This is a genomic window from Streptomyces sp. NPDC002790 (assembly GCF_040295505.1).
GTDB lineage: Bacteria > Actinomycetota > Actinomycetes > Streptomycetales > Streptomycetaceae > Streptomyces.
The window spans coordinates 21,487-40,760 of sequence record NZ_JBEOVM010000036.1; the positions used below are offsets into that span (position 1 = coordinate 21,487).

The following is a 19,274-nucleotide window of genomic DNA, read 5'->3' on the forward strand; positions in this document are numbered from 1 at the left end:
GGCTGCCAGTACCTTCAACCCCGCTTCCTCTAGAGGTAGTTGCGCTGCCCCTTCGATCCGGACAGCCAGCCCGCGAGCACTCCCGCAACCTTCTGGGCCGAAGGAACGTCGGTGAGCCCCAGAGGTTCCGCGGCAGCCCCCAGAACGGCGCTCACCTTGCGCGCGGACCTGGCCAGCGTTTCCGAACCCATGGCGTGCCCGTGCGGCACGGCATCGAGGCGAAGGCCCGCACGGATGACGTCAGTGAAGACGGACTGGGCCCTCTTGTATCCCAGCAGCTTGGGCAGATCTTCCTCGAGCCCTCTGGAGCTGTGGGGACGGACTCGCTCCACACTCGACCGCCACCATGTGATGACCTCACGCTCCTGCTTCGCCGGATAGCGCATCAAGTACAGATGGGTGGCCAGGTCATAGATCGGATCACCGAACATCGCCAACTCCCAGTCGATGAACCAGAGTTTGCCGAGGCTGTCGACAATGAGGTTCTCCCGGTGCAGGTCCGCGTGCAGCAGGGAGAAGGGGCGTTCCTGCGTGCCCTGCACCAGCTTGTGCAACGAGTCGAACGACTCCTCACCCACCCCCAGAGCCTCGAACAGGTCGCCGAACGCGTCCTGATGAGATGCGTAGACGTCCTCCTGCACGAAGCGAACAAGGCGCTGAAGGAAGACCTCCGTGTCACCGTCCACGACACCCTTATCCCCGTCGCATCTGCGCTCGATGGGCAGGTCCTGCGGCCGGATGGCCGACAGCTCCTGGAAAAGGACCATGAGGTCCGCGACCAAACGATGAGGCACAGCCGTCCCGGCCGCATACAGATTTCCCAGCGTTCTTCCTTCGACAAAACGCTGCAGCCGGATGTCATCGACCTTGATGAGGCCCGGGATTCGCGTGACACGCGACGCCAGCGCCTCGATGAGTTCCTCTTCGGACATGAAACACCGCCGGTCGAACCAGAAGAGGCCTTCCCGCGGCTCCCTGCATTTCCACCTTCCCTGCCCCTCGCCGGCGGGAGGGCGGTTCAGCGGCAACACATACGTCTCATGATGGAAACCCTTGAGCGGTCCCTCGATCGCCTGCTCATCAGAGCTCAGTTCCAGAGCCTTCCGCATGCCCCGCGTGGGCGCAGTTCGTACCATCGTTCGCACTCTCTCCGCAGGGCTGTGATCCGGCCGCTCGGGCAGGCAGCAAATTACTCCTCATCGTCAACGCCCCGCAGCCACTCGGGTCACTGATGTGCTGGCCGACGTATGCCGTCTGGTCCACACTTGCCAGATGAGCGATGCAAGTGGCGTTTCCGAGAGGGACGCACTGCGCACGGCGCTACGGCGGGCCGATGGCGTGATTTTCGACTTCGACGGCCCCGTGTGCCGGCTCTTCCCGCAGGGCACTGCCCCGCAGACCGCAGCCATCAAAGCGGCTGTCTGGGGGGATACCGACCGACTGCCACCACCGCTCGCGAAGGTCACCGACACGCACGACCTCCTGAAGGAACTGCGTGGCGCGTCATCTGATGTCGTCAGACGGGTGACCGACATGGTCACCAAGTTCGAGACGGAAGCGGTCGGCTCCGCGTCGGCGACGCCACATATCGGCGCTTTGGTTGCCCATCTGGTCGCAGCGGACAAGAACTTGGCTATCGCCAGCAACAACGCCAGAGAGCCGATTCTCGAGTTTCTCGGAGAACACGGGATGAGAGCCGCCTTTGGCACGGCCGTGTGCGGCCGGGACCCCCTCGACATCAGCAAGATGAAACCCGCTCCCGACACTCTCCTGGATGCGGCACAGAAACTCGGCCTGCCCGCTTCGCGGTGCCTTCTCGTAGGCGACAAGGCATCGGACTTTCAGGCTGCTCAAGCGGCTTGCATGACGTTCGTCGGGTGCACCGAGGACCGTGAGGAACTCAAGCAGATGACTACGCAGGGGGCCCGCCTGGTGTTCACTTCGCTGGAACCGGTGCTCGCTGCCGTGACCAGCGACGACTTCAGTACGCCAAGCGTTCCCACACCGAGTCGAACCACGACTCCCAGCTCTTCATGAAGACCGACCCGCGCGAGTCCAGGTTTTCATTCTTGACGTAGTGCGTGAGCTGGGCGCCGAGGCCGAACACGTCGAGGGCCTGGACCGTCACCTCGTCGTCGAGGACGATCGGCCGCTCGATGACCTCGTACGGGCCGTGCAGCGCCTGCTCGCCACCGACCAGGTACAGCTTCGACGTCGGCGTGAGCATCACATGCCGGATCTCGATGCTCGCGGACTCCACGAGCCCCTCGGCCTCCAACTGCCGCAGCTCCACCTGTATCGACGAGCTGTGCCGGCGCGTGATCCCCAGCAGCCGTTCCTTCAACGCGGCGGTCAGCTGCCCGTCAGGATCGTCCAAGGCTCGCGGATACGGCAGATCGAGTGACTCGTCGGGCAGCAGCATTCGGATGGCGATGCTCCGGGGCCCCACTTCCCCGAGCCTGATCCGCTCGATCTGACCCTTCACCTGCATGTCGAGGGACTCCGACGTCAGCGTGCACACGTCGAGCACGACCTCGGGGTTCGCGAACGCCTCGTCGAAGAACCCGCGCAGCGTCACCCGGCCCTCTATTGCCTCCCGCGCCGTGTACGACTGGGCCTTCTGAGCGCGTACGACACGGGTGCCGCTGCCCTGCTTCGACTCGATCCAGCCCTCTTCGCGCAACTGGCCGAGGGCGCGCTGCACCGTGTCCCGCGCGACCTCGAACTCCTCGGCCAGCGCCCTCTGGGGCGGCAACGGGGAACCGAGCGGATAGAAGCCTCCGGCCATGCGGGTTCGCAGCTCCTCCACGACACGGAAGACCTCTTTTCCACCGCTCGCCCCGATATGGCTACCGGTCACCATGGGTAGTTACCTCCGTCGGCCGGGCGGCACACTCAGGTCTGACGACGCCTCGCCACGTGCTCCCAGAGCCCGTCGAACATCGCCTGTTCGCCGTCCACGAAGGCGGCCTGGTCCGGGCCGTTCGCGCGGCCGAAAGCGAGCATGCCGGTTTCGAAGCCCGCCACGTCCACGAGCTCCACCGTGTCCGCCCCCTCGTAGTCGTCGATCTCCCGCTCGAACCGGGCCGGGACGTAGTGTCCGACCAGTACCTCCTGCCGGTTGAGGAGGTAGACCTTCCGGGTCGGGACGCCGGAGACGAAGCGGTACTCGAAGCTCGCGTCGATGTCGAGGTCGCGCAGGCCCATGAAGGCCTTGTCCAGCACCATGCGCTGCGAGGTCCACTGGACGCGGCCGCGGCGCCTGACCGCCTCGTCGAGTTTGTCGTCGTGGCCCCAGCCGGCCGCGGGCGCGGGGTAGTCGACGTCCTCACCCAGTCTCGGCACCACCATCCGGACCCGTACGGACTTCGGTCGCAGTGCCCCTTCGTAGACCTTCCGCAGCGGCTCTCCGAGGGCTGTCACCAGGGTTTCTCCGGTGAGGCTGGCCACGTCCACGTAGACGTGCGGGGCCTCGAAGGCAGCCACCAGGCGTGGGCCCAGGATGCTGCGGGCGGTCTGCGCGCCGGGCAGGAGCGCGCGCTCGGGGCGGGACACCGTGGGCGGGCTGCCCTTGCCCGTGTTCGTCAAGAGGCCGTCCGAGCGGAGCAGTTGCAGCGCGTTGCGGACCGTTCCCCGCTCCACATCGAACTCACGGGCGAGCGCGGCCTGTGTTGGCAGACGGGCGCCCGAGGTGAGTTCGCCGTCGTAGATGCGCTTGCGCAGCGTGTCGGCGATCTCTTCGGCGGCGGGTCTGGGAGCGAGTCCGGGGGCGGGCTCTGTATTCGCGTTCGCCACGGCGATCTCCCCTCACCCCCCGACCAAGTCCTCACAACTCTACGGCAGTTGGCTGCCAACTCCACCCGGTTTGCCGCAGGGGTTGGGGGAATCGCAGGTCAGCCGTGGCCCCGCAGGATGTCGATGATCGGCTCCAGGGTCGCGGTCACCTGCCGGGCCCCCGCATCCCGCAGGACGTGCTCCTTGCGGGAATGTCGCGCGTAGCCGAGAAATGCGACACCGGCCTGACGTGCGGCGGTCAGGTCCGTCGCCGCGTCGCCGATCATCAGGGTCGTCCCGGGCGCCGCGCCCATCGCCGACATGGCGCGGGTCAGGCAGTACGGGTCCGGTTTGAGGAGGGCCAGGTTCCGGGTGCGGCCATAGATGTGCGGTTCGAAGCAGCCGGACAGGCCGCGGCTCGCGATGTAGCGGCGGGCCGCTTCGGCGGAGTTGTTGGTGGTGATGGCGAGGCGGGCGCCGGCCGCCGTCCAGGTGCGGATCAGTGGGTCCACGTGTTCCGTGGGCCAGGCCGAGCCGACCGCGCGCAGCTCCTGTTCGGTGAGTCGGCTCTCCATCTCCAGGACCAGATCGCTGTCGGGCCGCGCGCTGCCCAGGCGGCGCAGGGCGGCGTGCGGATCCACATCGACCCGTTCCTCGGCCGTCAGCACGTCGCCCAGGCCCTGCGCGTCCAGCCAGTCCACCTGCTGCCGCGCGATCCCCGCCGCCGGGCGGCCCGCGAACAGCCGGCAGATCGGCCCGTCGAAGTCGAAGAGGACATGGCGGGCGCCCGTGATCAGCTCGGCCAGGGTGCCCGCCTCGCGTACATCGCCCTGTTCGGTCGTTTCCCGGCTTGAATCGGTCTCTTCTGCCACCGGAACAGTCTGCTTCGTCGTCTCTGAAGTCACTAGGAGAGTGTCAGGTCGGAGGTGATGGTTTCCCAGAGGGCGTCGAACCACTTCTGCGACTCCTCCACGAAGGTCCGGTCGCGGTGGCCCGCCCCCTCCTCGAAGGAGAAGAGCAGGGCCTGCGTGCCGGTGGCCGAGAACATCTCCAACTTGGTGTCGTTGTCGATCTCCTCCTCGCGCCGCGTGACCATGTAGTACGAGAGCAGGGCCTCGGACTGGTTCAGCAGATAGAGCTTGACCGGCGGGGTGAAGGGCAGGGCGCGGAAGGTCACCCGCACGTCGATGTCGTGCGAGGAGCGCAGGGAGCGCAGGTTGTGGCGCAGCACCTGGCCCTGCGCGTTGCGCGTGGCGAGCCAACGGTCGTGCACTGCGACCGACTCGTCGTGGTCGACGCCCTCGCCGGCGCCCGGGACCGGGACCGGGAAGGCGAGGTCGATGTCGCGGCTGGGCAGTAGGATGCGTACGTCGAGGGAGTCGGGGCGGATGCGGCCCTCGTGGATGTGGCGCAGCGGCTCGCCGAGCGCCAGCATCAGGGTCTCCGAGGTCATGCAGACCGCGTCGATACGCACATGTGGGGCGTGGAAGGCCTCCACCAGGCGGGGGGCGAGGGCGACCATGGAGGGCTGCGGCTCGTCGCGCGCGGCGGTCCCCGGTGCGATGCGCGGCGGGCTGCCCTTGCTGCGCTTGCTCAGCAGCCCGTCCGTCTCCAGGAGCTGGAGCGCCTGACGGACCGTGCCGCGCTCGACGCCGAACTCGTCGGCGAGCGTGGCCTGCGTGGGCAGTTGGTCGCCCGGCTTCAGGCTGCCCGCCCTGATGCGCTCGCGGAGTTGGTCGGCTATCTCCGGGGCCGTGAGCCTTCTCCTGCCGTTCAGTGTCGCGTCTGCCATGTCCGCCACGCCCTGCTCCCCTGGGTCCCGACCAAACGGCACAACTCACCTTGATTTGGTGAGAGTTGTCGACCTCTCGTTTATATACCACGACCAAGTGGGGACAACTCCAGTGCAGTTGGTCGCCAACTTGGAAGAAGGTGGCCAATGGTGGCAGCGAAGGAGACCAAGTAAGGCCCATCAGCGAAGCAACGCCGAAGCCGGGGGAACCACCATGTCCATTCTCAGCCTCCTCTCCGCGGTGTTCGTGATCACCTTCGAACAGCTCGCACAGTGGCACTACGGCCCGGCCGGCCTCGCGGGCCTGCTGCTGCTCGCCGTCGGCGCCAAGGCCCGAAACGCCACCTGTAGTTCGCTGGGCGGCGTACTGCTCGCGCTCACGGTGGCCGGGCCCGCGCTGCACTGACCGCGGCGAGAGCGAGGGCCTGCCGCGGGACCACGTCACGAGCTCAGCGTCAGGTCCTGGCTGATCGTGTTCCACAGTCCGTTGAACCACAGGTGGGACTGCTCCACGAAGGTCGTGTCGCGCAGCCCCGCACCGTGCTCGAACGCGAAGAGCATCTGCCGCACGCCCTGCGCGTCGTACACGTCCACCCGCTCGTGGTCGATCTGCTCGCCGCGTCTCGCCAGCGTGTAGTACGCGAAGAGCGCCTCGTCGCTGTTGAGCAGGTAGAGCTTGACCGGGGGCGTGAACGGCAGCGCGCGGAACTCCACCGTGACGTCCATGTTGTGCGTGGCCCGCAGCGCCAGCAGATTGTGGCGCAGCACCTGCCCCTGCGCGTTGCGCTGCGCCAGCCAGTCGCGCCGCAGCCTGCCGCCCATCGCCGCCTCCGCCCGCGAGGCCCCGGCCACCCTTGAGGCCTCCGCCGCCCGTGACACGGGCTCGGCGGCCGGCGGCGCAGGCGCGGGCGCGGGCGCGGGCGCGGGAAACGCGAGGTCGATGTCCCGGCTCGGCAGCAGCACGCGGACCCGCACCCTGGCCGGTTTCGTACGGCCCTCGTGGATGAGGCGCAGCGGTTCGCCCATCGCGAGCGTCAGCGAGACCGCCGTCAGGCACAGGGCGTCGATCTCCACGTCGGCCCGCTCGAAGGCCTCGGCGATCCGCGGAGCGAGCGTCACCATGGTCGGCTGCGGCGGCACCTCGGGGCCGTGCAGCGCGGGCCGCGGGTGCCGCGCGACCGTGGCAGGGCTGCCCTTCGAGGCGTTCACCAACAGGTTCTCGGACTGCAGAATGCGCAGCGCCTGGCGTACGGCGGAGCGCTCCACACCGAATTCGCCCGCCAACTGTGCCTGCGTAGGCATCCGTTGGCCGGGACCCAGGCGACCGGACGTGATCCGGTCGCGCAGCGCGTCGGCCACTTCGCGGTACGTGTTTCGCGCCCGCTGTGACCTGGGCCGTCCGTTGACGGCGGCATGCTCCCCACTCACAGCCAAACCCTACAACTTCCCGCCATCTTTGGGGAGTTGACGTGAAGGTGGTTATGAGCCGCTCTTCAATGGAGATAACTACCTTTGAGTTGGTGACCAACTTCCCGGACATGGTCGGGGGACCTGAAGTTGGTCACCACGAGGACCACAGGTCCTGAAGGAGGTAGGACAATGCCGCTCTTCGCCATCGTCGTCGCCGCACTCGCCATCGGGTTCGAGCAGCTCATCCAGTGGAAGTACGGGCCGATGGGCATCATCGCCTTCATCGTTCTCTCCATCGGCCTCAAGGCCAAGAACACCGCGCTCAGCGGCATCGGGGCCGTCATCCTCGTGATGCTGCTCGCCCAGAGCGGCTGACCGGGCTCCCTTCCGGAGGGGAGCCGGGAGCCCGGTCGGTCAGTACGTCGTACGTGAACGGGGTCGCGGCTCAGAACACAGCGGCTCAGAACACATCGGGGCACCACGGCCGCCGCGGGGTCCGCAGCAGGGCGCCGAGCCCGGCGGCGGCGCCCTCCTCGTGCTCCACAAGCCGTCCCAGGGCGGCGAGCCGCACCGCTGACTCGTCACCCAGCCACAGTGTCCCCAACTCACTTACGCCGACAGTGAGTTGAGGGGAGGCGGCGCCCGGCGAACAGACCGCCCCGCCGGGCGCCGCCGTCAACGTGAACCGTCCACCCGCGAGCCCCGCGGGATCGAGCACCTCGAACGAGACCTCCCCACTGGTGTCGTACGAGCGCGCTTCCATGGCCGCCGCGACGTCCAGGATCCGCACCCACATGAAGTCCGCCTGCGTCACGATGCGGGCGGCGCGCGGGTCCGGCAGCAGGTGCGGCAGCAAGTCGTCGGGGGCGCGCAGCCCGGACCGCACGGTGGCGATCCAGTCGACGGAGCAGACATACGTCCACAGGGCGCGCTCGGCGGCCGGGGTGGTGGCGATCAACTGCCGTACCCGCGCCGTGTTCAGCGGCTGCTTGGCATCGCCCCAGCGGTCGTCGGCCTGGTAGTCGACCAGCCCTTCCACCTCGCCGCGCGCGTTGCGGTACACCGCGTAGTACGGCTCCGTCCACGGGTCTTCCGGGGCCGGCCACAGGCCGGTGTTGTACTGCCACCAGTGCTCGTCCCGCGACACCACGCCGGCGACGCGGGTGCGCAGCCGCGCGTGCAGCTCCGGGCCGACCTTGCGCACCTCCTCCGGGTCCGCCAGGTCCACGCGGCCGCCGTCGTCCGGGCCCGCCCAGCGGGGGTCGAGGCCGGCCCGCGGTACGTCCACCTCCCACACGGTGGCGGTGGCCGCGGGGCCGAATCCGAAGCGTCCGTAGATCGGGTACTCCGCCGCGATCAGCGTCGCCGCGACGTCGCCGCGTTCCTTCGCCTCGGCGAGGTCGGCCGCCATCATGCGGCTGAGCAGTCCGCGGCGGCGGTGCGTGGGGCTGACGGTGACGTTGGTGATCGCGTCCGTGGGGACGGTGGCGCCGCCCGGCACGGTGAGCTCCTGCGCGAAGGAGCGGAACGTGGCGACCTGCCGGGTGCCGGGGCCTCCGGCGGGGGCGAAGGCGGCGCGGGTGCGGGTGAGGTCGAAGTGTGCGCGCCGCTTCGCGACCGTCTGCGGGGAGGTGGTCGGGGGGCGCAGGAAACCGGTGTTGAGGGCGCGGGACCAGTCGGGCAACTCGTCCTCGGTGATGGCCCGAACGGTTGTCGCTTCGCGGTCGTCGGGGGTGGCGTCACGGTTGCTCATACGCTCACGCTAAGCCGGACCCGAAGCACGTGTCGCCGCACTAACCCCCCGCCACGGGGCTCCGCCCCGGCCCCCGCGCCTCAATCGCCGGCGGGGCTGGAAAAGATCGGGGCTCCGCCCCGGACCCCGCTGCTCAAACGCCGCAGGGGCTTGAAATGCCCACCCGCCGGCGGGGCTTGACCTGCCCGCACCCCGCCGCCTCCCGTACGAGAAGCGGGCTAGATGATCACTCGCCTGTCGAGTTCGTGAGCAGGTCGTCGACCTGGGCCTCACCGGCTCGGTAGCGGCGAGCGATTTCCGCGCTGCAGTTGTCCGCCGTGCGCTGCAGCTGGTGGCGGCGGCGTGAGACCTGCTGCTCGTAGCGGACGAGGCGGCCCATCGCCGCGAGCAGCTCGTCGTCCGTGCGGGCGACCAGGTCGGAGAGCTCGACCTCGGCGAGCATCTCCTGCGCGAGGCGCCGGGACTCGTCACTGAGCGGCGTGCCGAGTGTGACGTGCCGGGCGGAGGACCGGTGGCTCGTCGGCTGGTCCCGCAGGATCTCCGACAGCCGGTCCACGACCGGCGCCTCGGGGTCCTTCCGCCGGTCCAGCTCGGCCCGCAGGATGTCGATGCGGCCCTGGAGCAGGCGTCGTACGTAACTCAGGTCCGCCTCGTTCTGCTGCGAGCCGCGGCGCAGCGTGCGCAGCTCCGGCAGCCGCAGGGCCGACAGGTCGACGGCCGGCGCGGCGGGCAGCTCCGGGCTGTCGGTCCGCTGGGCCGGCGGACGGGTCAGCGGGGCCACCCGTTCCCTGTGCGTCAGCGATACGGGCTGCCCTGGCAGCCCCGTACTCGTTGTGTGGCTCATGGCATGGGTATCCATGGTTGCTTACCGTCCCCTCGACCGGACCGCGCCGCACGCCACCGACGCACCGCGTGTCAGCATCGTGCCACTCCCAGTGGCCAATTCGGGCCCGAGTGCCCCAGATCCGCCCCGGATGGGGGGTTGGGGAGTATGTCAAACCGTTCCTATTCAGTGAGCAGGAGTGAGTGTTGGACCCATTCCTGGCCGCTGCGGACATCCCGAACGGCGTTGGGTGTCCTGGTCGCCCGCGTACGCGCCGCGTCCGGTGGCACGGATCGTGTCCGTGGTCCGGGGATGCGGGGGCGGAGTCCCTCACGCCCGGGAACCTCCGGTGGGGCCTGGGCGGTCCGATGCCCGCGACGATCGCTCTGGTCGTCGCGGGGCGGTGCCGTCCGTCGCCGGATCGGGTGTCCCTGGGCGCGTCTACCGATCGCGATGCTCGCCGCATCGTGACCGGTCGTCTTGCGGGTGGTCGTGGTGATTGGCTTCTTCCAGTGCTGGGTGCCCCAGCGGCTGGTGTAGGCCGCATCCACGGCGATGATCGCGATGCCGGTGGCCTCGGCCATCGACGTCAGCCGGGCCCCGCAGCCTGCCGGTGGGCACGCCGGAGATGAGCTGACGGAACCGTTTCCTGCGGCCGTGCTTCTCCCGGTTCTTCTCCGCTGCGAAGTCGAGGTCCTCGATGGCGATCGCCGTCACGCCGCAGGCCTTCGCCCAGGTCAGCACCCGGGTCAGCGCCCCCACCCGCTCCAGTACCGCCACGTCCCGCGCGGACAGCCCCTTCAGCCGGGTCCGCACCGCCACCCCCGACGGACCCGACACCACGAACGGCGCCACCAACTCCCGCAACCCGCCCACCACTTCACCCCCAATCCACCTTCAGACGACCCGACACCCCACCCAACGACCCACCACCCACAAGGTCACCCATTCGACCCACAAACCCACGTTCGACCAAGAGCGCAAACCCCTTGCGCGGCACGAAAATCGGCGCACGGCATGATGGCCGTATGCGAGCAGTGGTGCAGAGGGTGGACGGCGCGAGCGTCGTCGTCGAGGACGAGGTCGTCGGCGAGATCAAGGGGGAGGGGCTGTGCGTCCTCGTCGGGGTCACGCACGAGGACACCAAGGAGAAGGCGGCCCAACTGGCCCGCAAACTCTGGTCGGTACGGATGCTGGGCGACGAGAAGTCGTGCAGCGACATCGACGCGCCGCTGCTCGTGATCAGTCAGTTCACCCTCTACGGAGACGCCCGCAAGGGCCGCCGCCCCACCTGGAACGCCGCCGCGCCGGGACCCGTCGCCGAGCCTCTGGTCGACGAGGTCGTGGCGCAGCTGCGGGCGCTCGGCGCGATCGTGGCGACGGGCCGGTTCGGAGCGAAGATGCGGGTGTCCCTGACGAACGACGGCCCGTTCACGGTGCTGTTGGAGATGTAGCCCCTCTCATACGGAGTGGCTACGGCTCGACGACGATTTCCTGCGCCGCCGCCGTGGCCTCCGCGAGGAGCTCCGCGTCGGCCGGCACGTTCCGCTTGATGACCGCGAGCGCGATCGGGCCGAGCTCGTGGTGGCGTACGGCGGTCGTCACGACACCGATCTTCCGGCCCTCGGGGCCGTCCGCCGCGAGCCGCACCTCGGCGCCGTGCGGCGGCAGGTGCACCTCGCTGCCGTCCAGGTGCAGAAAGACGAGCCGCCGCGGCGGCTTCCCCAGGTTGTGCACGCGGGCGACGGTCTCCTGCCCCCGATAGCAGCCCTTCTGCAGATGCACGGCCGAGCCGATCCAGCCCAGCTCGTGCGGGATCGTGCGGTGGTCCGTCTCGAAGCCGAAGCGCGGGCGGTGCTGCTCGACGCGCAGTGCCTCGTAGGCCAGCAGACCGACCGCTGGGCCGTTCTCACTCACGTACGACTCCAGGTCGGCGCGCGGCAGGAACAGATCGCGGCCGTGCGGTGTCTCGCGTACGGCCACCCCGTCCGGCACCGGCGCGATCGACCCGGCCGGCAGATGCACGAGGGCGAACTCGTCCGTCCGGTCGGCTGTCTCGACCCGGTAGAAGAACTTCATGGACTCCAGGTACGCGAGGAGTGCCTCCTGCGTGCCCGGCTCGACGTGCGCCCACATCGTCGTACCGTCGTCGACGAGGTACAGGGCGTGCTCGATGTGTCCGTTGGCGGAGAGGATCAGCGCCTCGGTGGCCTGCCCGGGCGGCAGCTGCTCCACATGCTGGGTGAGCAGCAGGTGCAGCCAGCTCAGTCGGTCCGCGCCGGTGACGGTGATCACGCCCCGGTGCGACAGGTCGACGACGCCCGCCCCGTCGGCGAGGGAGCGCTGCTCGCGGAACAGGTCGCCGTAGTGCGCGGCGACGCCTTCGTCCACGCCCTCGGCGGGGACGGCGCCGGGCAGGGTCAGCAGGGGGCTGCTCGGTGAAAGTCGCTGCATGTTCACACACACTACGACGAGTGGGCGGACGCGCTTATTCCTGCGGAGCCTTAGCTATTCCTGCGTCCGCCCTTTGTCCTTCGCACAGTTCTCGCAGCGTCCGAAGATCGCGAAGTGTTTGAGGTCGGTGTCGAAGCCGAACTCCTCGCGCAGCTTGGCGGTGAACTCCGCCGCCACGTCCACATCCGCCTCGATCACGTTCGTACAGTCGCGGCACACCATGTGGATGTGGTGGTGCCGGTCGGCGAGGTGGTACGTGGGCGAGCCGTGCCCGAGATGGGCGTGCGAGACGAGCCCGAGCTCCTCCAGGAGCTCAAGGGTCCGGTAGACCGTCGAAATGTTGACCCCCGACGCCGTCTTGCGCACTTCGCACAAGATGTCGTCGGGGGTCGCGTGCTCAAGGGTGTCCACGGCTTCGAGGACAAGCTGGCGCTGCGGCGTCAGCCGGTAGCCGCGCTGCCGCAGATCGCTCTTCCAGTCGATACCTTCGGTGCTCACCACACCGACGAGTGTAGAACTACTTGAAGAACGCGATGCCGTCGTCCGGGGCGTCGTCCGGAAGGTTGCGCGCCATCTCTGCGACGTCCTCGGGCGAGACGACCTTCTTGAGCTGGGCCGACATGTACGGGCGCAGCGGGACCTCGGGGGTCTGCTTCTCGCCGACCCACATCAGGTCGCTCTTGACGTAGCCGTAGAGGCGCTTGCCGCCGCTGTACGGGCCGGAGGCGGCCGTGCGGGCCACCGCGTCCGTGGCGATCTCGATCTGCGGCTTCTTGTCGGCGAGCTCGCCGTACCAGACCTCGACGACGCCGTCGTCACGGACCATGACGACCTCGACCTTGCTGGCGCGCTTGTCACCTTCGGCGGCGGAGATCCGCCAGAAGCCCGACTCGGACTCCAGGGGCTTCACCTTGTTGCCCTCGGCGTCCAGGATCCAGGTGTACGAGCGGTACTCCAGGAAGTCCCGCCCGTCGTGGGTGAAGGAGACCTCCTGGCCGAAGTTGGCCTTCTCGGCGCCCGGGAAGTCGGTGACGCCGGCGCCCGCCCAGTCGCCCAGGAGGAAGGCGAGGGGGACGAGGTCGGGGTTCAGGTCGGACGGGATCTGGATCATGAGCGGTTCAGACGTCTCTCAGTGGGGGGTCAGCGCTGGCCCTGGTACAGCTTCTTCACGGTCAGCCCCGCGAAGGCGACGACGCCGACGCAGACCAGGACGAGAAGGGTGGAGAAGAAGGCCTCAAGCACGGGATTGCTCCTCGGTGAGCGGAACGTATGCGGATAACAGAGCCGGACCCCACTGTAGTCGTCCGGGCCAAAGCCCTCTCAGCGAGGTCGGTCATCGGGGGCGCTTCTTGCCGTCCAGTTCGTCCCACCACTCGTCGGACTTCTCGTCGCCCGAGGGATCGTCCCACCAGCGGTCGTCGGGCCCGCGCCGGTTGCCGACGATGGCGGCGACCGGCGGGATGACCATGGCGACGACGCACATGGCGACGGCGGCCGGCACGGACCAGAGCCGTACGACGCCCCAGGCCAGCACGAACAGGCCGATGCAGACGCCCATCATGGCGAAGTAGAGGTGCTTTCGCCGCGCGTACATGACTTCAGCGTAAGCCCGTGCGGGCCGCCCGGCTCCGGGCCGGGCATGCCGAAGGGCCGCACCCGTGCCAGTGGCGTCCAACCCAGGCGGGGTGCGGCCCTTCAGCCGTCGTGTGTGACCGCTCAGACGGCGATCGCGACCTCCGCGAGGCCGCCGGTCTGGGCGACGACCGTACGGTCGGCCTGGCCGCCGGGGACCAGGGCGCGCAGGGTCCACGTGCCCTCGGCCGCGTAGAAGCGGAACTGGCCCGTGGCCGAGGTGGGGACCTCGGCGGTGAACTCGCCGGTCGAGTCCAGGAGCCGGACGTAGCCCGTCACCGGCTCGCCGCCGCGGGTCACCTGGCCCTGGATCGTGGTCTCACCGGGCTTGATCGTCGAGGCGTCGGGGCCGCCGGCCTTCGCTCCGCACATGTTGCTCTCCTAGGAAGTGAAAGGTCGCTGGGTTACTTGTTGGCGCCGAGCTCGATCGGCACGCCGACGAGGGAGCCGTACTCGGTCCAGGAGCCGTCGTAGTTCTTGACGTTCTCCTGGCCGAGCAGCTCGTGCAGGACGAACCAGGTGAGCGCGGAGCGCTCACCGATGCGGCAGTACGCGACGGTGTCCTTGGCCAGGTCGACCTGCTCGTCCTCGTAGAGGGCCTTGAGCTCTTCGTCGGACTTGAAGGTGCCGTCGTCGTTGGCGTTCTTCGACCACGGGATGTTGCGCGCGGACGGGACGTGGCCCGGACGCTGCGACTGCTCCTGCGGGAGGTGGGCCGGGGCGAGCAGCTTGCCGGAGAACTCGTCGGGCGAACGCACGTCGACGAGGTTCTTGGTGCCGATCGCGTCGACGACGTCGTCGCGGAAGGCGCGGATCGACGTGTCCTGCGGCTTGGCCTTGTACTGCGTGGCCGGACGGTTCGGGACCTGCGAGCCGTCGACCAGGTCGCGGGAGTCGAGCTCCCACTTCTTGCGGCCGCCGTCGAGGAGCTTCACGTCCTGGTGGCCGTAGAGCTTGAAGTACCAGAACGCGTAGGACGCGAACCAGTTGTTGTTGCCGCCGTAGAGGACGACGGTCGTGTCGTTGCCGATGCCCTTCTTCGACAGCAGCTCCTCGAAGCCGGCCTGGTCGATGAAGTCACGGCGGACCGGGTCCTGGAGGTCCTTGGTCCAGTCGATGCGGATGGCGTTCTTGATGTGGTTCTTGTCGTACGCGGACGTGTCCTCGTCGACCTCCACGATCGCCACGTTGTCGTTGTCGAGGTTTCCCTCGACCCAGTCGGCGTCTACCAGGACGTCGCTGCGGCTCATGCTGATTCCTCCGGGGCAGTTGCGGGGGTATGCGAAAGGGGGGTGTGCGTAGCTGCACGGGGACCCCGAGGCAGGAGCCTCAAGGGGTCCGGGGAGAGCGGGAGTTGATCCGTCCCGCTAGGCGGTGCGACAGAGCATGGCGGCGACGCGGCACAGGTCTACTGCCCGCCGCTTCGTGAGATCCGCCTGTCGCCTCATGGGTCCGATCGTAAGGACGTACCGGCGGCCGTGTCACCGGCATGTCGAATGGTGAGACGAGATCGTCCGGAATGTGGGAACGATCGCGATCCGGGGTGACTCTCGTCCCGCCGCCGCACCGTCGGGTGCCTCTCGACATCTACTCTGCGGACGCCGTTGTCTCGCAGTTCGGACCAACAGTGTTCGTGGCCTGTTTCGACGCCTCCCCCGGCCTACCCGACCAGGTCGAGGTCCGAACCCTTCACCGTGATCTCGATGCCCTGACCGACGGCCCGCACCCGGTCGAGCTCGATGCCGGCCGGCAGGTCGTCGAGCGCCTGCTGGAAGTCGGTGACGCCCCGGATCCGGTCCTTCGCCAGGTCGAACGCGGGGAGGTCCGGCAGGCTGTCGGCGTGCGCGGAGACCTTGCCGCCGCTGACGTCGACCGTGCTGCGCACCGTGGGCCGCACCGTGCCGAGCGGGGTCTTGACCGCGATCGTCAGCTTGACCTTGTGGTCACCGGCGTACGCGAGGTCGTCGATCCACGCGCTCACGCCGGGGGCGACCTGCGCGGGGCCCTGCTTCTTGATGGCCTTGAGGAGCTCGGCGTAGTCGATACGGGCGGTGCCGGTGGCCGAGGCGGCGGTGGCGGAGCTGTAGCTGCTGTCGAACTTCACGCCGTGCATCTCCGCCTTGAGGTCGGCGATGCGGATGCCGGCGTCGTCGCTCTTGCCGCTCTTCGCCTCGAAGTCCTGGATGCCGAGTTCGACGTCGTCGAGGGTGCCGTCCGCGACCTGGGTCAGGAACGGGAAGCCGTTGATCGACACGTCGGGGGTCTGGCCGAGCCCCTCGCTCGTGCGGATCTTGTCGGCGGCCTTGCTTTCGGCGAAGTGGACCGCGATGCGGTCCGCCGCGACGAAGAGGGCGCCGATGACGACGACAAATATCAGCAGTATTCGCAGTGCGCGCATGGGCCGGAGGGTACGCGAACGTCGGCAGATCAAGCCCCTGCGGCGATTGATGTGGGCCGCCGGGGCTTGATGTGGCTAGCCGAGCGCGCGGCCCAGCAGCCAGACCGCCGGGGCGGCCGCGGCCAAGGGGAGGGCCACGCCTGCCGTCATGTGGACGAAGCGGGACGGGAAGTCGTAGGACGCGACGCGGTGGCCGATGACGGCGCAGGCGCCCGCGCCGAGGCCGAGGAGCGCGCCCCCCGTGCCGAAGTCGGTGATACGGCCGGCCGCGACCCCCGCACCGGTCGCCGCGAGCAGCGACACGATCACGGACACGACCGTCGGCAGCGGCAGCGCACGGGCCAGGATCGCGACCGCCACGGCCACCCCGCCGACCGTCACCGCTTCGGGCCCGGCCGCCAGATGTCCGGCCGCGATGATCGCGAGCGCCGCGGAGGCCACCGTGGCCATCAGGCCGTACATCCGCTCGTCCGGTTCGGCGTGCGAGCGGAGCTGGAGGACCAGGGTGAGCAGCACCCAGACGCCGAGTGTGCCGAGGATCGCGGCGGGACCGTTGTCCCGGCCCGCCACGAGCAGCGCGACATCGGCGACGACGCCGCCCATGAAGGCGAGCGCGATGCCCTGGCGCGCGGGCCACATCCCGTTGAGCCGGAACCAGCCCGCGGCCGTGACCGCCTGCAGCAGCACCAGCGGAACGAGCAGCGCGTACGACCCGATGGCGGCGCCCCCCGCGAGCAGCAGGGCGAGCACGGCGGTGAGCGCGGCGGGCTGCAACCCCGGCTCGATGATGGGAGAACGACGCGCCCGCCTACCAAGCCCCTGCGGCGTTTGAGCAGGCCTTTCAAGCCCCTCCGGCGCCGACGAGGGCCCGGCCTCGTACGACCACTGCTGCTGCGGCACCGCCGCCGGGGCCGGCTGCACCTGCCCATACGCGTCGTACTGGTACGGATACTGCTGGTTGTTGCTCATCGGGGTGTCATCCTCCTGCGAACGGCGGGAGCACCTCGACCGTGCCGCCCTCGGCAAGCCGTACCGTCTCATGGTCACGGGTCCCGACCGGGTCCCCGTCGACCAGGAACGAGGAACGCTGGAGCACGCGGACGAGATCGCCCGGGTGCCCCGTACGCACCGCTTCCAGCGCCACGGCCAGGGTCTCGGCCTCGTACGGCTCCTCGGCGACGCCGGCGGCGGCCTTGGCCGCGGCCCAGAAGCGGATCGTGCCCTGCGCCATTCCCGACTCCTCTCGGTACCCGCTCTCTAGTGCGGCTGGTGCGGCTGGTGCGGCGTTCTATTGTGCGGCAAGCGTCGCCGCGATCCACGCCCCGATCCGCTCGATCAGCTCGTCGCTCGCCGCGTTCTCGGCGTGGCCCATCCCCGGTTCGAGCCACAACTCAGCGTCTCCGTCGGCCGCCGCACCGATCAGCATCCGGGGGTGGTCGACCGGAAAGTACGGGTCGCGGTCGCCGTGCACCACGAGCAGCGGGGTCGGCGCGAGCAGCGGGACCGACTCCACCGGGGAGAGCGGGACCGGGTCCCAGCCGTACGGGTGGATCCGGGTGCGCAGCCCGAAGCGGCTGACCAGGCGTCCGACGGGCCGGGTCACCGCCCAGTTCACCCGCCGCATCGAAGGCGTGCCGCGGTAGAACCACCGGGCGGGGGCGCTCACCGCGACGACCCCGTCAACACGCGCTTCCGTGCGCCCCCTGTGCAGCGCGGCCTGCCGCAGCACCACGGATCCGCCCATGGAGAAGCCGACCGTCACCACGCGCGCGTGGCCGAGCGAGCGCGCCCACTCGACCGCCGCCGCGAGGTCGAGCACCTCCTTGTCGCCGACCGTGGACCGTCCGCCGGAGCGCCCGTGGCCCCGGAACGAGAACGTGACCACGGCCGCACGCTGTGCGAGCACCGCCGCAGCGCGGCGCAGGCGGGGCCGCTCCAGGTCGCCGGTGAAGCCGTGCGCGAGCACGATCGCCGGGTCCTCGGGACCGCCGGGACCGGGCTCGTAGGCGGCGTCGATGGCGACTCCGTCGCGTGTCCGGAGCAGCACGCGCCGTCCCCGTTCCGTGATCGGCCACACAGAAGATCCACGCTCGTCACCTGCCGGACCCCAAGTCATGTGGGCTATTCTGCTGGGAAGAGGACTCGGGCAATGCAGCCCCCGGGTCCTTTTGTGCATTCAGGGGCGTTGTATACGGCCCCCCGGAGACACAGGAAAAATCGCAGGTCAGGACCCGCGGGCGCGGGGTTTTGGCCTTTGTACGAAGCAGTGCCGCAAACGTCCTCGATGGGACCGAGGAGGAACCAGACGTTATGGGCGAGCGAACCGTGCACGAACGTATGACGACCACCAGGGCAGGTGGGGACCGATGAGCTCTCTTCTGCTCCTCACCAATGCCCTCCAGCCGTCGACGGAGGTGCTCCCCGCTCTCGGCCTGCTCCTGCACAACGTGCGAGTGGCCCCGGCGGAGGGCCCCGCACTCGTCGACACCCCCGGTGCCGATGTCATCCTCATCGACGGGCGCCGGGACCTCCCTCAGGTCCGCAGCCTCTGTCAGCTGCTCCGCTCCACGGGGCCCGGCTGTCCGCTGGTGCTCGTCGTGACGGAGGGCGGCCTCGCCGCCGTCACCGCCGACTGGGGCATCGACGATGTACTCCTGGACACCGCGGGACCCGCGGAGGTCGAGGCACGCCTCCGGCTCGCCATGGGCCGGCAGCAGATCGTCACCGACGACTCCCCCATGGAGATCCGCAACGGCGATCTTTCGGTGGACGAGGCGACGTACAGCGCGAAGCTCAAGGGACGGGTCCTCGACCTGACCTTCAAGGAGTTCGAGCTCATCAAGTACCTGGCGCAGCACCCCGGCCGCGTGTTCACGCGCGCCCAGCTGCTCCAGGAGGTCTGGGGCTACGACTACTTCGGCGGCACCCGGACCGTGGACGTGCACGTGCGAAGGCTGCGCGCCAAGCTCGGGCCCGAGCACGAGTCGCTCATCGGCACCGTGCGCAACGTGGGCTACCGCTTCGTCACCCCGGAGAAGCCGGAGAAGAAGGCGGAGAAGAACGCCGAGGCGCGGGCCGAGAAGAAGGCCGAGGAAGAGGCCGCCGCCGCGAACAAGGCGGATAACGCAGCCAACCCGGACAAGATCCCGTCCCCCGTGGACGGGGTGGGCCGCCCGGCCTCCATGCGCCGTTAGCGGTGCGGGTCTTGCCCTGCCCAGAGGGTGGTCCATCCGCGTAG

The 19,274-nt window shown here is 69.2% G+C and carries 24 protein-coding genes and 1 pseudogene; 5 read left to right on the forward strand and 20 right to left on the reverse strand.

Going from position 1 to position 19,274, the window contains the following annotated elements; translation table 11 throughout:
* Window positions 1-29: 29 nt before the first annotated feature.
* A complete protein-coding gene (locus tag ABT004_RS18365; RefSeq protein ID WP_351337752.1) occupies window positions 30-1,109 on the reverse strand; it encodes a phosphotransferase in 1,080 nt (359 codons plus the stop codon).
* A 163-nt stretch (window positions 1,110-1,272) separates the two neighbouring features.
* On the opposite strand from ABT004_RS18365, the gene ABT004_RS18370 reads away from it, so the two are divergent.
* Window positions 1,273-2,037, forward strand: a complete 765-nt coding sequence (locus ABT004_RS18370) for an HAD family hydrolase (RefSeq protein ID WP_351337755.1) — start codon at window positions 1,273-1,275, stop codon at window positions 2,035-2,037.
* On the opposite strand, the gene ABT004_RS18375 is transcribed toward ABT004_RS18370, so the two are convergent.
* From ABT004_RS18375 to ABT004_RS18390, 4 genes are all read right to left on the reverse strand, one after another.
* Complete coding sequence (locus ABT004_RS18375; RefSeq protein WP_351337758.1) at window positions 1,982-2,863, reverse strand: GntR family transcriptional regulator; 882 nt, start codon at window positions 2,861-2,863, stop codon at window positions 1,982-1,984. The genes ABT004_RS18370 and ABT004_RS18375 overlap by 56 nt on opposite strands.
* Before the next feature lie 32 nt (window positions 2,864-2,895).
* Window positions 2,896-3,795 (reverse strand): winged helix-turn-helix domain-containing protein, encoded by a 900-nt coding sequence (locus ABT004_RS18380; protein WP_351337761.1) that lies wholly within the window; start codon window positions 3,793-3,795, stop codon window positions 2,896-2,898.
* A gap of 98 nt (window positions 3,796-3,893) precedes the next feature.
* Window positions 3,894-4,646: an HAD family hydrolase gene (locus tag ABT004_RS18385; RefSeq protein ID WP_351337764.1), complete on the reverse strand. Its 753-nt coding sequence runs from the start codon at window positions 4,644-4,646 to the stop codon at window positions 3,894-3,896.
* A gap of 32 nt (window positions 4,647-4,678) precedes the next feature.
* Window positions 4,679-5,566 (reverse strand): GntR family transcriptional regulator, encoded by an 888-nt coding sequence (locus ABT004_RS18390; RefSeq protein WP_351337854.1) that lies wholly within the window; start codon window positions 5,564-5,566, stop codon window positions 4,679-4,681.
* A 214-nt stretch (window positions 5,567-5,780) separates the two neighbouring features.
* Between ABT004_RS18390 and ABT004_RS18395 the strand changes: the two genes are divergently transcribed.
* Window positions 5,781-5,972, forward strand: a complete 192-nt coding sequence (locus tag ABT004_RS18395; RefSeq protein WP_351337767.1) for a hypothetical protein — start codon at window positions 5,781-5,783, stop codon at window positions 5,970-5,972.
* Between the two features lie 35 nt (window positions 5,973-6,007).
* On the opposite strand, the gene ABT004_RS18400 is transcribed toward ABT004_RS18395, so the two are convergent.
* Window positions 6,008-7,000, reverse strand: coding sequence for a GntR family transcriptional regulator (locus ABT004_RS18400; protein ID WP_351337769.1), 993 nt, complete (start codon window positions 6,998-7,000; stop codon window positions 6,008-6,010).
* A gap of 165 nt (window positions 7,001-7,165) precedes the next feature.
* Between ABT004_RS18400 and ABT004_RS18405 the strand changes: the two genes are divergently transcribed.
* Window positions 7,166-7,351, forward strand: a complete 186-nt coding sequence (locus tag ABT004_RS18405) for a hypothetical protein (RefSeq protein WP_351337772.1) — start codon at window positions 7,166-7,168, stop codon at window positions 7,349-7,351.
* Between the two features lie 85 nt (window positions 7,352-7,436).
* Here the strand turns inward: ABT004_RS18405 and ABT004_RS18410 are convergent, their stop codons facing one another.
* From ABT004_RS18410 to ABT004_RS18420, 3 genes and pseudogenes are all read right to left on the reverse strand, one after another.
* Window positions 7,437-8,729 (reverse strand): GNAT family N-acetyltransferase, encoded by a 1,293-nt coding sequence (locus ABT004_RS18410; RefSeq protein WP_351337775.1) that lies wholly within the window; start codon window positions 8,727-8,729, stop codon window positions 7,437-7,439.
* Window positions 8,730-8,955: 226 nt separating this feature from the next.
* Window positions 8,956-9,573, reverse strand: coding sequence for an RsiG family protein (locus tag ABT004_RS18415; protein WP_451193136.1), 618 nt, complete (start codon window positions 9,571-9,573; stop codon window positions 8,956-8,958).
* A gap of 161 nt (window positions 9,574-9,734) precedes the next feature.
* Window positions 9,735-10,308: pseudogene (locus ABT004_RS18420) on the reverse strand (IS200/IS605 family accessory protein TnpB-related protein); the annotation flags it as partial.
* Window positions 10,309-10,580: 272 nt separating this feature from the next.
* Here ABT004_RS18420 and dtd point away from each other — a divergent pair.
* Window positions 10,581-11,006, forward strand: a complete 426-nt coding sequence (dtd, locus tag ABT004_RS18425) for a D-aminoacyl-tRNA deacylase (RefSeq protein ID WP_351337777.1) — start codon at window positions 10,581-10,583, stop codon at window positions 11,004-11,006.
* A 19-nt stretch (window positions 11,007-11,025) separates the two neighbouring features.
* Here dtd and ygfZ read toward each other — a convergent pair whose 3' ends face one another.
* From ygfZ to ABT004_RS18480, 11 genes are all read right to left on the reverse strand, one after another.
* A complete protein-coding gene (ygfZ, locus tag ABT004_RS18430) occupies window positions 11,026-12,006 on the reverse strand; it encodes a CAF17-like 4Fe-4S cluster assembly/insertion protein YgfZ (protein ID WP_351337779.1) in 981 nt (326 codons plus the stop codon).
* A 54-nt stretch (window positions 12,007-12,060) separates the two neighbouring features.
* Window positions 12,061-12,507, reverse strand: coding sequence for a Fur family transcriptional regulator (locus tag ABT004_RS18435; protein WP_351337781.1), 447 nt, complete (start codon window positions 12,505-12,507; stop codon window positions 12,061-12,063).
* 16 nt (window positions 12,508-12,523) lie between these two features.
* Entirely contained in the window at window positions 12,524-13,117 is a 594-nt protein-coding gene (locus ABT004_RS18440; protein ID WP_351337784.1) for a heme-binding beta-barrel domain-containing protein, read from the reverse strand.
* Between the two features lie 222 nt (window positions 13,118-13,339).
* Window positions 13,340-13,600 carry a DUF3099 domain-containing protein gene (locus tag ABT004_RS18445; protein WP_351337787.1) on the reverse strand — a complete coding sequence of 87 codons (261 nt, stop codon included), beginning with the start codon at window positions 13,598-13,600 and terminating at the stop codon, window positions 13,340-13,342.
* 122 nt (window positions 13,601-13,722) lie between these two features.
* Window positions 13,723-14,010, reverse strand: a complete 288-nt coding sequence (locus tag ABT004_RS18450) for a DUF1416 domain-containing protein (protein WP_351337789.1) — start codon at window positions 14,008-14,010, stop codon at window positions 13,723-13,725.
* Between the two features lie 32 nt (window positions 14,011-14,042).
* Entirely contained in the window at window positions 14,043-14,888 is an 846-nt protein-coding gene (locus ABT004_RS18455) for a sulfurtransferase (RefSeq protein ID WP_351337792.1), read from the reverse strand.
* Between the two features lie 117 nt (window positions 14,889-15,005).
* The gene (locus ABT004_RS18460) at window positions 15,006-15,086 is read right to left on the reverse strand and encodes a putative leader peptide (RefSeq protein ID WP_351337858.1); all 81 of its coding nucleotides are present in this window, start codon (window positions 15,084-15,086) and stop codon (window positions 15,006-15,008) included.
* Between the two features lie 212 nt (window positions 15,087-15,298).
* Window positions 15,299-16,036: an LmeA family phospholipid-binding protein gene (locus tag ABT004_RS18465; RefSeq protein WP_351337795.1), complete on the reverse strand. Its 738-nt coding sequence runs from the start codon at window positions 16,034-16,036 to the stop codon at window positions 15,299-15,301.
* Window positions 16,037-16,111: 75 nt separating this feature from the next.
* A complete protein-coding gene (locus tag ABT004_RS18470) occupies window positions 16,112-17,077 on the reverse strand; it encodes a hypothetical protein (protein ID WP_351337798.1) in 966 nt (321 codons plus the stop codon).
* Window positions 17,013-17,267, reverse strand: a complete 255-nt coding sequence (locus ABT004_RS18475) for a MoaD/ThiS family protein (RefSeq protein WP_351337800.1) — start codon at window positions 17,265-17,267, stop codon at window positions 17,013-17,015. The genes ABT004_RS18470 and ABT004_RS18475 overlap by 65 nt, the downstream gene beginning before the upstream one ends.
* 57 nt (window positions 17,268-17,324) lie before the next feature.
* A complete protein-coding gene (locus ABT004_RS18480) occupies window positions 17,325-18,152 on the reverse strand; it encodes an alpha/beta hydrolase (RefSeq protein WP_351337802.1) in 828 nt (275 codons plus the stop codon).
* 250 nt (window positions 18,153-18,402) lie between these two features.
* Here ABT004_RS18480 and ABT004_RS18485 point away from each other — a divergent pair, with 250 nt between their 5' ends.
* Complete coding sequence (locus ABT004_RS18485; protein WP_351337805.1) at window positions 18,403-19,230, forward strand: response regulator transcription factor; 828 nt, start codon at window positions 18,403-18,405, stop codon at window positions 19,228-19,230.
* Window positions 19,231-19,274: the final 44 nt, after the last annotated feature.